This window comes from Mesorhizobium sp. P5_C1 (assembly GCF_054049815.1).
In genome coordinates this window covers 1-13960 of sequence record NZ_JBFULQ010000114.1, presented here as the reverse complement: position 1 = coordinate 13960, position 13960 = coordinate 1, and the positions used below count along the sequence as shown (strand labels likewise).

General features: G+C 63.9%; 11 protein-coding genes. 3 read left to right on the top strand and 8 right to left on the bottom strand.

The window, feature by feature from the left end:
• Positions 1 to 254: 254 nt before the first annotated feature.
• From ACXJ7R_RS12085 to ACXJ7R_RS12075, 3 genes are all read right to left on the bottom strand, one after another.
• Entirely contained in the window at positions 255 to 1643 is a 1389-nt protein-coding gene (locus tag ACXJ7R_RS12085) for a M16 family metallopeptidase (protein WP_457152036.1), read from the bottom strand.
• 118 nt (positions 1644 to 1761) lie between these two features.
• Complete coding sequence (gene rsmD / locus ACXJ7R_RS12080; protein WP_457152035.1) at positions 1762 to 2316, bottom strand: 16S rRNA (guanine(966)-N(2))-methyltransferase RsmD; 555 nt, start codon at positions 2314 to 2316, stop codon at positions 1762 to 1764.
• 30 nt (positions 2317 to 2346) lie between these two features.
• Positions 2347 to 4476, bottom strand: a complete 2130-nt coding sequence (locus ACXJ7R_RS12075; RefSeq protein WP_457152034.1) for a pseudouridine synthase — start codon at positions 4474 to 4476, stop codon at positions 2347 to 2349.
• Positions 4477 to 4758: 282 nt separating this feature from the next.
• On the opposite strand from ACXJ7R_RS12075, the gene ACXJ7R_RS12070 reads away from it, so the two are divergent.
• Positions 4759 to 5208 (top strand): nucleoside deaminase, encoded by a 450-nt coding sequence (locus ACXJ7R_RS12070; RefSeq protein ID WP_095085992.1) that lies wholly within the window; start codon positions 4759 to 4761, stop codon positions 5206 to 5208.
• Between the two features lie 39 nt (positions 5209 to 5247).
• On the opposite strand, the gene ACXJ7R_RS12065 is transcribed toward ACXJ7R_RS12070, so the two are convergent.
• The 3 genes from ACXJ7R_RS12065 to ACXJ7R_RS12055 form a co-directional block, all read right to left on the bottom strand.
• Positions 5248 to 5928, bottom strand: coding sequence for a hypothetical protein (locus ACXJ7R_RS12065; protein ID WP_457152033.1), 681 nt, complete (start codon positions 5926 to 5928; stop codon positions 5248 to 5250).
• 216 nt (positions 5929 to 6144) lie between these two features.
• Entirely contained in the window at positions 6145 to 9117 is a 2973-nt protein-coding gene (gene ileS / locus ACXJ7R_RS12060) for an isoleucine--tRNA ligase (RefSeq protein ID WP_457152032.1), read from the bottom strand.
• A gap of 292 nt (positions 9118 to 9409) precedes the next feature.
• Positions 9410 to 10216, bottom strand: coding sequence for a MipA/OmpV family protein (locus ACXJ7R_RS12055; protein WP_457152031.1), 807 nt, complete (start codon positions 10214 to 10216; stop codon positions 9410 to 9412).
• Positions 10217 to 10412: 196 nt separating this feature from the next.
• On the opposite strand from ACXJ7R_RS12055, the gene ACXJ7R_RS12050 reads away from it, so the two are divergent.
• The gene (locus tag ACXJ7R_RS12050) at positions 10413 to 10967 is read left to right on the top strand and encodes an HdeD family acid-resistance protein (protein WP_457152030.1); all 555 of its coding nucleotides are present in this window, start codon (positions 10413 to 10415) and stop codon (positions 10965 to 10967) included.
• A gap of 111 nt (positions 10968 to 11078) precedes the next feature.
• Here the strand turns inward: ACXJ7R_RS12050 and ACXJ7R_RS12045 are convergent, their stop codons facing one another.
• Together ACXJ7R_RS12045 and ACXJ7R_RS12040 are read right to left on the bottom strand one after the other, a co-directional pair.
• A complete protein-coding gene (locus tag ACXJ7R_RS12045) occupies positions 11079 to 12059 on the bottom strand; it encodes a bifunctional riboflavin kinase/FAD synthetase (protein ID WP_457152029.1) in 981 nt (326 codons plus the stop codon).
• Between the two features lie 6 nt (positions 12060 to 12065).
• Entirely contained in the window at positions 12066 to 12926 is an 861-nt protein-coding gene (locus ACXJ7R_RS12040; RefSeq protein WP_167392152.1) for a TIGR01459 family HAD-type hydrolase, read from the bottom strand.
• Between the two features lie 234 nt (positions 12927 to 13160).
• Here ACXJ7R_RS12040 and ACXJ7R_RS12035 point away from each other — a divergent pair.
• A partial coding sequence (locus ACXJ7R_RS12035; RefSeq protein ID WP_457152028.1) for a pilus assembly protein TadG-related protein occupies positions 13161 to 13960 on the top strand: 800 nt, incomplete at its 3' end.

Below are 13960 nucleotides of genomic sequence, written 5' to 3'. Positions count from 1 at the left end.
GGAAAAGGGTTGCAAGCGCTGCGGCAGCGCGCCGGCCTTTTCCTTCTCCCCTTTCGGGAGACGATGGATCGGCTCTCAGCGCCGAGACGGTTGAGGGRTGTTGGACGGCGTACGGACGGTGCCAAGCGGGAGCACCCCTCATCCGACCGAGCTGCGCTCGGCCACCGCCCTGGGGCGAGCCACGGTCCTCGCCCCGTCCTTCGGACCCCACAAGGGGGAAAGAAAGAGAGCGGCGATGCTGGTTCGTCATCAAATCAGTTCTCCGCCTTGACTTGAGGCAGCAAATAGCCGGTCGTCGACCGGTCGAGCACCAGATAGCGCGCGGCGACGGCCTTGATCTCGTCTGCTGTCACCTTGCGGATGCGCTCCGGCCATTGCTGGACGTCTTGCACGTTGCCGCCGGTGGCCAGCGTCGAGCCATATATGTTGGCCATGGACTCCTGCTTGTCGCGGGCAAAGATCATCGAGCGGACATAGCGGTCCTTGGCCTTTTCAAGCTCCGACGACGTGACGCCGTCCTTGGCGATGCGCGCCACCTCGGCATCGACCGCAGCTTCGACATCGGCGAGCTTGGCGTCGCCGCGCGGGGCGCCATAGACGGTGAAATTGGTGTCGTCCAGCATGGTGCCCTGGAAATAGGCGCCGGCGTTGGACGCGATGCCTTGCTGGACGACGAGTGCCTGGTAGAGCCGGCTGCGGGTGCCGCCACCGAGGATCTCGGCCAGCAGGTCGAGTGCTTCGGCCTCGCCCGGCTTGCCCGAGTGATAGGACGGCACCACCCACTGCGTGGAGAAACTCGGCACGCTGACGCGGGCGTCGGAGAGCGTGACCGTGCGCTTGGTGTTCTGCTCGGGTTCAACCGGGCGGATGCGCGGCGGCAGATCGGGGCCGCGCGCCACCTTGCCATAGGTCTTCTCGGCCAGTGCCCGCACCGTGTCCGGTTCGACATCGCCGGCCACGATCAGCACGGCGTTGTTGGGCCGGTAATATTTGTCATAGAAGGCGGTGGCGTCGGTGCGGTTCAGCTGCTCCATCTCCTGCATCCAGCCGATGACCGGGATGCGGTAAGGCTGGTTCTGCCACAGCGTGGCGTCGACTTCCTCGTCCAGCACGGCCTCGGGATTGTTGTCGATGCGCGAGCGGCGCTCCTCGAGGATAACGTCGCGCTCGGTCTTGATGACGTCGTCGGTGAGGATGAGGTTGCGCATACGGTCGGCCTCGAAACTCATCATCAGCTCGAGCGCCGACGGCGCCACTGTCTCGTGGAAGGCAGTGTAGTCGTAGGAGGTGAAGGCGTTGTTGGAGCCGCCGATGTCGGAGATGGCGCGGTCGAACTCGCCGGCCACATGGTGGGTCGTCGCCTTGAACATCAGGTGCTCGAAGAAATGGGCGATGCCGGATTTTCCGGGCGGCTCGTCGGCGCTGCCGATCTTGTACCACACCATGTGGGTGACGATCGGCGCACGGTGGTCGGGGATGACGACCACCTCCATGCCGTTGTCGAGCAGGAAATCCGTCACCTTGAATGCGTCCGGTGTCGCGTTGGCCAACACGGTGCTGTCGGCCAGGACCGGGCCGGTCATAGTGATAGCCAGCGATGTCGCCAGCAGTGTTGCGCGCAGCCATTCAATCCTAGATGTCATTAATGGCTCCGATTTCCAGGCAGGACGATAGGCAAGGCGCTGGCGACAGCATAGTGAATTGTTGGTCATGTTGCCGGCAAAGGCGGCGGCAAAGAGGCCGGCATCGATGCAAGGTGCATCACGCAACCTCGATAAACCGGATCACCGTCTCGCCGTAGTTGCGTTCATCCAGCACGGAAAAGCCGGGACCCGGCTCGAAGGGCGCCACAGCCGCCTCCTCGACCACGCACAACGCGCCGGGACGAAGCCAGCCGCCGGCCCTGGCCGACTTCAAGGCGCGCTCGCCGAGGCCCTTGCCGTAGGGCGGATCGGCGAAGACGAGGCCGAACGGTGCGAGCGTGCCGGCCTCGCCAAGGCCGGTGGCATCGCGGCGAAATATCTTGGTGCGGCCCGTCAGGCCGAAGGCCTCGACATTGTCGCGGATCAGGCCACGGCCTTCCGCCGATTCCTCGATGAAGACGCCGTAGGAGGCACCGCGAGAGAGCGCTTCGAGGCCGAGCGCGCCGGTGCCGGCGAACAGGTCGAGCACGCGCGCCCCGTCCAATTGCTCCGCAAAACGATGCGCCAGCACATTGAAGACGGCCTCGCGGGTGCGATCGGTCGTCGGGCGGATAGCGCTGCTGCGGGGCGTCGCCAGGGGACGCCCGCGAAACTCACCGCCGACGAKTCTCATCTTGCGCTAGGCCTCATTCCAATCCGGGCCTCATTTCGTCCTGGGACCCCTGGGGCCGCTGCGCGGCCGTTCGCCGCCACCGGCGCCGCCCGGACGCTCGCCACGCGGTTTGCCGAACGGCTTGGCGCCTGCCGGTTTGCCATAGGACGGCTTGAACGACGCCTTGCGCGCCTTGGCGTCGGCCGCCTTGGCGGCGTCGGCCTCAGCCCTGCCCTTGCCGATCGGCCGCGCGCCCGGTGCCATCCAGACATTGGCCTTGCGCTGGCCAGGCGGCTCGATCGGCCGCTGCTCGCGCTCGGATTTCTTGCCACCGCCCGGCTTGCCACCAAAACTGCCGCGCGGCTTGTCGCCAAAGCCGCCACGGGGCTTGTCGCCAAAGCTGCGTTCGGGTCGCGGGCCGCGCTCACCATAGCTCTTTTCCGGCCCGGCGCTTCTGTCGGGACTTGTCGACAGCTTGCCTAGTGCCTCGTCGCGGCTGCCTTCGCGGCGCTTGCGGTTCTTGATCAGCCCGCCCTCGCCGATCGGCCGGCGCTCGCCATCTCTGGTGAACTTCGGCCGCTCCGGCTCCGGCTCGCGGATCTCGGTGCGCCGCACCGGCTTGTTGGAAAACGGCTTTGAAATCTCGGCATCGAAATTGGCGCCGGATTCCTCGACCAGACGCTCGCCAAGCTGGTCGCGCAGCACCCGCCCCTTGATCTCCAGCACATGGCCCTCGGCGAGGTCATCGAGTTGGAACGGCCCGTAGGAAATGCGGATCAGCCGCGTCACATCCAGGCCAAGCGAACCGAGGATGTTCCTGACTTCGCGGTTCTTGCCCTCGCGCAGGCCGATCGTCAGCCAGGCATTGGTGCCCTGCTCACGGTCGAGCGTCGCTTCGATGGCGCCGTAAAAGACGCCATCGACGGCAATACCTTCACGCAGGCCGGCGAGCGCGCTTTCCTCGACCTTGCCGTGGACGCGCACGCGGTAGCGGCGCAGCCAGCCGGTGGCCGGCAGTTCGAGCACTCGCGACAAGCCGCCATCATTGGTGAGCAGCAGCAGGCCTTCGGTGTTGATGTCGAGGCGACCGATGGTCATCAGCCGCGGCAATTCGGCCGGCAGCACGTCGAAGACGGTCTTGCGGCCCTCGGGATCGCGGTTGGTGGTGACGACGCCGGCCGGCTTGTGGAACAGGAACAGCCGTGTACGCTCGATCGGCGGGATTTCCATGCCGTCGAGGTGGATGATGTCGTCGGGCATGACGTTGAAAGCCGGCGAGGTCAGCGCCCGGCCATTGACCTTGACGCGGCCGGCAGCGATCAGTTCCTCGGCATCGCGGCGCGAAGCAAGGCCGGCGCGGGCCAGCCGCTTGGCGATGCGCTCGCCTGCCTCTTCCGTCACTTCCGCGGAACGCGGACGCGGCTTGAAGCCGGCACCCGATGCCCCTTGCGGCCGATCACTGAAGTCGCGCTTGGGACGGTCGCCACCGAAGTCACGCTTGGGGCGATCGGCGAAATCGCGCTTGGGGCGGTCAGCGAAGTCGCGCTTCGGACGATCGCCGGCGTCGCGCGGCGCGCGATCGCTGAAATCGCGCTTGGGACGGTCGAAGCGCTTTTCGCCGCCCTCCGCCGCCGCAGCAGCCGGACGGTCGCCGCGTGGTGCATAAGGCTTGCGCGGTCCTTCGCGCTTTTCATACGGCTTGCGCTCGCCTTCGGCCGCCATCGGACGGTCGCCACGTGGCGCATAAGGCTTGCGCGGTCCTTCGCGCTTTTCATACGCCTTGCGCTCGCCTTCGGCCGCCATCGGACGGTCGCCACGTGGCGCATAAGGCTTGCGCGGTCCTTCGCGCTTTTCATACGGCTTGCGCTCGCCTTCGGCGGCCATCGGGCGGTCGCCGCGCGGTGCGTAGGGCTTGCGTGGTCCCTCGCGCTTATCGAAGGGCTTGCCTTCGGGACGCGGACCCTTGCCGAATGGCTTGTCACCACCCTTGAAGTCGCGCTTCGGCCGCTCGCCCTCAGCAGCCATCGGCCGATCTCCGCGTGGGGCGTAAGGTTTCTTGGTACCAAAGGACGGCTTGCCGCCTTTGTCGGCGGCGCCATCACGGCTGCGCGGTCCGGCAGCCTTCGAGCCGCTCCTGACCGGACCCTTTTTGGGTCGGAATTTCTTGTTGTTGTCGTCCATGTGGCCTTTGTCCGTTTGCGCTGCTACAGCGTGGCGCATCCTTTGGGGCGCGCAACGAACGCTGTAGCACTTTTGATTTGGCGCATGATCATTTCCGAAAACCGAGTCCGATTTTCGGGGTTATGCGCTCAATAACAGGATCACCAGAGTTTGTCAGGGAAAAGTGGAGACCGGCTTTTTCCGAAAAGACAAACGAAAATCAAAAGCCTGGAGCAAGTGCGGTTCATTCGGAAGCGGACTTGCTCCAGCGAGTGACGAGGAGATAATCGGAATGGAGATCGCGTGAAGCGGCCGGATTTCATGGCGCTGGCGCTGAAAGAGGCTGAGGCCGCCGCCTTGCGCGGCGAAGTGCCGGTCGGCGCCGTGATCGCCAGCGGCGGCACAGTCATTGCCAGCGCCGGCAACCGCACCCGCGAGCTTGCCGACCCGACGGCGCACGCCGAGATGCTGGTCATCCGCGAGGCCTGCCGCAAGCTCTCGAGCGAGCGGCTCACCGGCCATGATCTCTATGTGACGCTGGAGCCTTGCGCCATGTGCGCCGGCGCCATTTCCTTCGCCCGGCTGCGCCGGCTCTATTTCGGCGCCGCCGACGACAAGGGGGGCGCGGTGATCAATGGCGCGCGCTTCTTCGCCTCGACGACCTGCCACCACGCGCCCGACATCTATCCGGGCATGGGCGAGACCGAAGCGGCCCTGCTGCTCAAAGGATTTTTCCGGGAGCGGCGCGACTGAACCGGGCGCACCGCAAAGGCAACGAAGCGTGGCCCGTTCTTACAGGGACGGCAGCCAGTCGAACCAGCCGCTGCCCTTCTTGCCTTCGGCCTCTTTCTTCAGCCGGCGTTCCTTCTTGTACTCGTCTTCGCCAAGTTCGTTCTGCGGCGCGGTGTCGGAGGCGACGCGATATTGCACCGGCGGCTCGCTCAGATATTTACGGGTGTTCGGATCGCCCTGCTTGCTTTCGACAAGGCGGCGCTGGATCTCGGCGGCACGACCCTTGTCCGAATCCGCGGGGCTCCACGCCGGCGGGTGGCTCGAGCCTGAATCCGCCATTGCCTTCTTGATCGATGCTGGATCGGACTGCACGTCGTCGACGATCTCTGACTGATAAGCCGGATCGTTCTGATGGGCGGTCGCGTCGGCGCGCAGGCGGGCGCGACGCTGCTCCGGCGATTCGGGCCATTCGGCGCTCGCCGTCTCGATGCTGTCCTGCGGCGCCGGCAACACTTCCTTCTGGCCTGGTGCCGGCTTGACCAGCGTCGGGCGCGGTTTGTAGTCGATCCGTTCCTTTTGCTTCGGCGCGATCGAAAAGGCGCTTGAAATATCGCCGGCCAGCTGTTCACCGGCGGTCTTGTCGGTGCCATAGGTCGGAGAGCTCATGCAGCCGGACAGAGCGAGGCCCGATGCGACAAGCGGCGCCAGCAGCGCCAGGCGCACGTTATATCTCTCGGTCATGCCAAAAAGTCCCACTCTAGACAGCCTCTCGATTGCCACCGGCCCTGTGTCCGGTCCCCATCGTCCAAGCACTTGCGACGGAAATCCGGCGACAATTTGTCTTCCGGAGTTTCGCGTGTTTACCTCAACCACTCGTTAAGGGCAACGCGCGGGCGGTTTTCGCGCGCCCGGCGTGGCATTTGTGCACCGATAGAGCCATTCTGACCGGCCGGCCTGTCAAAGCCGGCCAAGCGCTTTCAACTCATGCAGCACCGCCGCATCCCTAGCCGAAACGTCGGGAAACGCAACGTCCTGCCCGACATCGGCGGTGTAGCGCCAGGAACGCGCGCACTTCACCAGGCCGCGGTCCTCGGCCTTCTCGACCACGACGGCGACACCCCTGACGTCGTCGAGCGTGAAGGCGCCAGCCGGCACCTCGCCATGCGCGATAACCAGATCGCTGGTGATCGCCATCTCGGCCATGTCGACATCGGATATCGCCGCTTCGAGCGCTGCATCGTCGATGGTGACGACCGGCACCGCTTCCAGCGACGAACCGATCACCTTCTGTGCGCGCGCGATCTCCAGTGCGCCGGTGACGACGCGTCGCACCTGCCGCACCTTGCGCCACTTTTCCGCCAGCGCCTCGTTCTTCCAGTCCGCCGGGATTTGCGGAAACTGGTCGAGATGCACCGAGACGGCGTCCGCATGAAGGTCGAGCCAGGCTTCTTCCATGGTGAAAGGCAGCATCGGCGCTAGCCATTTGACCAGACAATCGAAGAGATGACGCACCACTTGCACCGAGGCCTTGCGCCTAACGCTCGACGGCGCGTCGCAGTACAGCGCGTCCTTGCGGATGTCGAAATAGAAGGCCGACAGTTCCACCACCATGAAATCAAGCAGCATGCGCGTGATGCGCTTGAATTCGAAGGCGTCGTAGCCCGATCGCACCACCTCATCCAGCTCGGCCAGCCGATGCAGCATCAGCCGTTCCAGCTCCGGCATCTTGTCGAGCGGCACCTCCTCGCCATCGTCATGAGCAAGCGTGCCCAGCATCCAGCGGATGGTGTTGCGCAGCTTGCGATAGGCGTCGATGTTGGTCTGCAGCACATTCTTGCCGAGACGCTGGTCTTCCCAATAGTCGGTCGTCACCACCCACAGGCGCAGGATGTCGGCGCCCGACTGCTTGATGACGTCCTGTGGCACGACGGTGTTGCCGAGCGACTTCGACATCTTGCGGCCGTCTTCATCCATGGTGAAGCCGTGGGTGACGACGGTGTCGTAAGGCGCCCTGCCCCTGGTGCCGCAGCTTTCCAGCAGCGACGAGTGGAACCAGCCGCGATGCTGGTCGGAGCCTTCGAGATAGACATCGGCCGGCCATTTCAAATCCGGGCGATCCTCCAGCGTGAAAGCGTGAGTCGAGCCCGAATCGAACCAGACGTCGAGAATGTCCATCACCTGCTTCCACTTGGATGCATCGTGGTTGCCCAGGAAACGCTCCTTGGCACCGGCGGCGAACCAGGCGTCGGCGCCTTCCTGCTCGAAAGCGTCCATGATGCGCTGGTTCACCGCCTCGTCCTTCAGCACATTGCCGTCGGCATCGGCGAAGACGGCGATCGGCACGCCCCAGGCGCGCTGGCGCGACAGCACCCAGTCAGGGCGCTCCTCGATCATGGCGCGGATGCGGTTCTGGCCGGCGGCGGGCACGAAACGGGTGTCGTCGATCGCCTTCAGCGCGCGGCTGCGCAACGTCGAGCCATCGCCGAGATCCTTGTCCATATAGACGAACCATTGCGGCGTGTTGCGGAAGATGATCGGTTTCTTGGACCGCCAGGAATGCGGATAGGAGTGCTTCAGCCGGCCGCGTGCGAACAGTGCGTTGCGCTTGATCAGCTCATCGATGACCGCCTGGTTGGCGTTGCCCTTCTTGCCATTGTCGTCGATGACGCGCGCGGCCCCGCCCTCGCGGTCCGGGCCAAATCCCGGCGCGTCCTTGGTGAAGAAGCCGCCATCGTCGACGGTGAACGGAATGGCGCTGTCGATGCCGCGCGCACGCAAATCCGCCGCGGCATCCATCCAGGCGTCAAAGTCCTCGCGGCCATGGCCGGGCGCGGTGTGGACGAAGCCGGTGCCGGCATCGTCGGTGACATGGTCGCCGGCGAGCATCGGCACGGGAAACTCATAGCCGCCGCCAAAACCCTTGAACGGATGGGAAAGCGTAAGCCTTCCAAGCTCTTGCGGCGAAACACTGCGAAGCCGATTCAAGGTGACCTTGGCCTTGGCAGCGGACTCGTCGGCCAGCGCGTCGGCGAAGATCAGTTTTTCGCCCGGCTGCGGGCCGAACGCATTCTCGGCTGCTGTTACCTCGTAGAGGCCATAGCTGATGCGAGGCGAGTAGTTAACGGCGCGGTTGCCCGGGATCGTCCATGGCGTCGTCGTCCAGATGACGACGTGGGCCTGCAACAGATCCAGCGCCCCTTCCGTCAGTTTGGTCACGCCGTCATCGACCGGCTGGACCAGGCTGACGACTGGGAACTTCACCCAGATCGTGTCGGACTCGTAATCCTGGTACTCGACCTCGGCCTCGGCAAGTGCTGTGCGTTCGACCACACTCCACATCACCGGCTTGGAGCCGCGATAGAGTTGGCCCGACATGGCGAACTTCAGCAGCTCGCCGGCGATGCGTGACTCGGCATGGAAGGCCATCGTCGTATAGGGGTTCTTGAAGTCGCCGATAACGCCGAGCCGCTGGAACTCGCCGCCCTGCACCGTGATCCAGTGCGCGGCGAACTCGCGGCACTCCCGGCGGAACTCGTTGACCGGAACCTCGTCCTTGTTCTTGCCCTTGGCGCGATACTGCTCCTCGATCTTCCATTCGATCGGCAGGCCATGGCAGTCCCAGCCCGGCACGTAGTTCGAGTCATAGCCACGCATCTGGAACGAGCGGGTGATGACGTCCTTGAGGATCTTGTTCAGCGCGTGACCGATATGGATGTTGCCGTTGGCGTAGGGCGGACCGTCATGCAGCACGTATTTGGTGCGGCCGGCCGCGCTCTCACGCAGCTTGCGGTAGAGGTCCATGTCCTGCCAGCGCTGGACCAGCAGCGGCTCCTTTTCGGGCAAGCCGGCGCGCATCGGGAAATCCGTCTGCGGCAAATAGAGCGTCTTGGAATAGTCGATTGTTGAATTATTGGACGTTTTGTCGGTCATTGGTCTGCCATCTACATTACCCGGCCGCGAAGGGCTCGGGCGTGAGGTCGTTGCTTTGACGCATATCGTTTTCCCAAAACCGAAGCCACTTTTGGGCGATATGCGTTGATGATCTGGAAAAAGCGCGAGAGGCCGCGCGCAAAATTCCCGGCGGCTCCGGCGACCCCTCAGGCCGCCCGGAACACCGGGCCGGTAATTCGTATGGTCAGCGCGTGAAGGCGCGAAAAGCTCGTCATCGGTGGGCTTTTAGCGGAGATAGGCGCAGGAATAAAGTGTCTCTCGCTCGATTCCGTTACATCGTAAAATCGAAGCGATAGCTGGTCGACACGCCGATCATGAACTGATTGCGGTCGCCGCGTTCCCTGACCAGGCTGGAATCGGCCGCCGGTCCCATCAGGCGCGAATATTCACCGAACAGGCTGGCGGTCATCGGCTCCGTCACCTTCCAGGTTATCGCGCCACCGAGGCCGGTCGACTTCAGGCCACCGCCGGGATGATATTCGCTGAGCCCGGAGGCCACGGCCTCCTGTGCGTCGACGCCATAATAGGCATCGAAATATTTTTCCGAGGCGAAGGACACACGCGGTCCCCCAGAAATCCGGACAGTTGGCGTGACATCATAAAAAGCGTCGGCGGCGATATCGGCGACAAAGCCGTTATGGGCGCGGATGCCGTGGCGCAGCTCGGCGCGTGCGCGCAGCCAGTCGGTCGGATAGAATTCGAAGAAGCCGCCGACCTCGCCGCCCCAGCGCACCGGATCGAGGCCCTTCAGTTCATCGGCATTGTCGTCATCACGGGAAAACAGGAACTTGCCGGTCACGCCGGCGCGAACGCCGCCATCGTCGATCAAGGCCAGCGAGATGTTGTCGTTGCGCGACGTGAAGCGGGCCGCCGGTCCGGCCTTGCCCAGCGAGATGATCGGCGAGGCGCTGAGCAGGTATTTCTTGCCGCCCTCGAAGTCCGGCGCGATCATGCCGGTTGCGCCAACGGTCAGATACCAGTCGCCGGACAGCCAGCTGCCCTCGCCCGCATTGGCTGCGCCCGCGCCACCCAGCAGCGCAGCGGCCAACACCACAGAGATTCTTCCGACCGGACTCATGGCCACTCCACTAACACAACGCGCACTGTTTCCCGATGACAGCTTTGAAGGCCGTTTGGTAAAATTTGATTTAAATGCGAGACGTCCGATCGCTGGTTGGAGCGCTGCAGCTTTCGGCCATCGACTGGACGTTGGCAAGCGCCGGGATTAACCTCCGCCTGGCAGTATCCCGCAGCCCCAGATGGAGACCGCGACAATGACCCTGCATGGCGACGCCTTGAGAACCGCGATGGAACAGACACGGACAAAATGGGGGTGGTTCGTCGCGCTTGGCGTGCTGCTGCTCATCTTCGGCGGCATTGCCTTCGGCAATCTGTTCATCGCCACCGTGGCTTCGGTCTATGTCGTGGGTTGGCTGATGCTGATGGCCGGCGTGATCGAGATCGTGCATGCCTTCGGCGTCAAGACCTGGAGCCGCTTCTTCTACTGGCTGCTCAGCGGACTGCTCTATGCCATCGCCGGATTTTTCGCCTTCGACAATCCGTTGCTCGCTTCGGCGGTATTGACGTTCCTGCTGGCGATCGCGCTGATCGCTTCCGGGGTGCTCCGGGCCTGGGTCGGCTACAGCCACAGGCCGGAACCTGGCTGGGGCTGGATCGTCGCCGCCGGCGTCATCAGCGCGCTTGCCGGCCTGATCATCGCCATGGGCTGGCCCGTCAACAGCCTGTGGGTGCTCGGGCTGTTTCTGGCGATCGACCTGATCTTCCAGGGCTGGACCTTCATCGCCGTCGGCCTGGCGCTGAAAAAGTAAATTTTGCCTGGGCATGATCTTGCCCGAAAACCGGTTCCCATTTTCGGGACCATGCTTCTTGCCTGGGCATGATCTTGTCCGAAAACCGGTTCCCACTTTTCGGGACCATGCCTAGAAGGCCATGGCCGCGTCGAGTTCGGAGAGCGGCCTGACGCTGGCAAGCAGCGCGCGCGCCTCGGCTTCATCGTGCTTCATCTGCGCGACCAGCGCGTCGAGCCCTTCGAACTTCACCTCCGGGCGCAGGAAACCGAAGAAGGAAACCTGGCAGACCTCGCCGTAGAGGTCGCCTGAGAAATCAAAGACGAAGGTTTCCAGCAGCGGCGCGCCGTTGTCGTCGACGGTCGGGCGGCGGCCGAAGCTGGCGACACCGTCGTGAAGCGTGCCATCGGCGCGACGAAAGCGGACGGCGTAGATGCCCTCCTTGAGCGCAGCTTCAGTGGAAAGCCTCATGTTCGCGGTTGGAAAGCCAAGCGTGCGGCCGAGCCGCTGGCCTCCCACAACCTCGCTTTCGACGGTGAAGCGATAGCCGAGCAATCCGGCCGCCTCGGCGACCGCGCCCTCGCTTAGCAAGCCGCGGATGCGGCTCGACGAAACCACCTCGTGGCCCTCGTCACGAAAGGCGTCGACGAGCGTGACGCCGAAGCCATGACGCTCGCCGGCCGCCATCAGGTAGGCCGGGCCGCCTTGACGGTCCTTGCCGAAATGGAAATCGAACCCGGTCACGGCGTGGGTAATGCCGAGGTTCCTTTCCAGCACGTCGGTCACGAAAGCTTCCGCCGACAGCGAGGCGAAGTCGCGCGTGAACGGCTGCTCGACAAGCGCGGCAAAACCCAGCAACGACAGGAGCCTCGCCTTCATCGGCGGCGGCGTCAGCACGAACAACGGCATGTCAGGCTTGAAGACCTTGCGCGGATGCGGTTCGAATGTCAGCACCAGGGCCGGCACCTGGCGCCGACCGGCCTCGGCCAGGGCTCGCTCGAGCACCGTCTGATGGCCGCGGTGGACACCGTCGAAATTGCCGATCGCCACCACGCCGCCACGCAAATCGGCGGGCAGCGACGCGGTTGCCAAAATGTGCTGGAGGGCCGCCATCGTCACCTACCGCAGTCTGGGAATGACAGCCACCGGACGATATCCATGCTTTTCCAGGAAGGTCGCCAGCCTTGCTGGATCGGGTTGTAATGCATCGCCATAGTCGCGCGCATGGATGCCGCCGGACACGTAGAGAACGTCGAAACCATTGTCGACCGCGCCCTTCACGTCGGTCATCATGCCGTCGCCGATGGCCAGCACCTGCGAACGCTCGATCGGCCGGCCAAGAATCTCGGCAACCTCCTTCATCGCGACGTTATAGATCGGCGCGTAAGGTTTTCCGGCGATCAAGGTGCGGCCGCCGAGCTGGGCATAGTCGCGTGCCAGCGCACCGGCACACCAGATGATGCGTTCGCCGCGCTCGACCACGATATCGGGATTTGCACAGATGAAGGGCAGGTTCCTGGCGCGCAGCCGCCGCAGAAGCTCCGTATAGTCCTCGGGCTTCTCGACCTCGTCATCGAACAGGCCGGTGCAGACGACGCCGGACGCCTCGAATTCCTCGACAAGTTCGACGTCGAGACCGTCGTAGAGAGTGAAATCGCGGTCGGCGCCGATATGGAAGATCTTTCGGGGGCCTTCGGCTATCAGGTCGCGGGTCACGTCGCCTGACGTCACGACACGGTCGTAGGCTGATGGCGGGACGCCGATCGCGTTCATCTGCGCCACGACATCGGCACTTCTGCGCGGCGAATTCGTGATCAGGACGATGGGGATTTCCGCCTCGCGAGCCCTCGCCAGCGCCGAGGCCGCGACAGGAAAGTGCGTCTCGCCATTGTGCACCACGCCCCAGACATCGCACAGGATTGCCGAATAGGGCTTCGACACGTCTTCGAGCGAGCCGATGATTTCAGGCGAATCCGCCATTCCGTTTCCTTCAGTCATGATCATTGCGAGCGCCGCGGCCGACGGTTCGCCGCAGCCGGTTCCGATTAACCGAACCGCCCCGGCCTGTCACCAGCTTTCGCCCGGATGCCGGATTGGTTAGCGGTTGGTGAAGCGCGGACCAAGCAATCGAGCGGTTTCCCAAACCCGTCCTTCAGCGTTTTGTGGAAAGTTGGCGCCTGATCAAGAATCCGCCGGCGGGGGCCGCAGCAAGACATGCATGAACTCTGGCGTCGGTTCTGCCGCGACAAACGCGGCAACTATGCTCTTATGACGGTCGTTGCGCTGGTTCCGCTGACGGGCGGCCTGGCGATGGCGGTCGACTACACCGAGATGAACCGTGAAAAGCAGACGGTGTTGAATGCGCTCGATGCCGCCAACTTCGCCACGGCGCGACGGCTGACGGAAGGTGCGACCGACGACCAGTTGAGAGCCTATGCGCTCGACTTCTTCAACGCCAACCTCAACAGCGTTGATCCCGCCAACGCGACGCTCAACGTCACCTTGCCGAGCAACTCCAACGGCGGCGGCTTGCTCAAGATGAGCGCGCGTCTTGACTACCAGCCCTATTTCTTTCCTGCCTTCGGCCAGCTCATCGGCAAATCCCAAACCGACGCGAACCAGAAAATCAGCTTCGACGTCTCCTCGGAAGTGCGTCTGAAGAACACGCTGGAAGTTGCCCTGGTGCTCGACAATTCCGGATCGATGACCACGACCGGAACCGGCTCGGGGCAAAAGCGCATCGATCTTCTCAAAACTGCGGCCAAGCAGCTGGTCGACACGCTGGCCCTGCAAGCGGCAATGATCAAGCAGGTGGACAGGCCGGTGCAATTCGGCCTCGTGCCCTTTGCTGCCTCGGTCAATGTCGGTGCGGGGAACGGCAACGCATCGTGGATGGACACCGAAGGCCTGTCGCCGGTATCGAACGAGAACTTCGACTGGTCGACGCTGAACACGGCCAACAAATACGCCCAGCAGACCAACGGCATCTGGTACAAGCGCGGCTCCGGATGGGG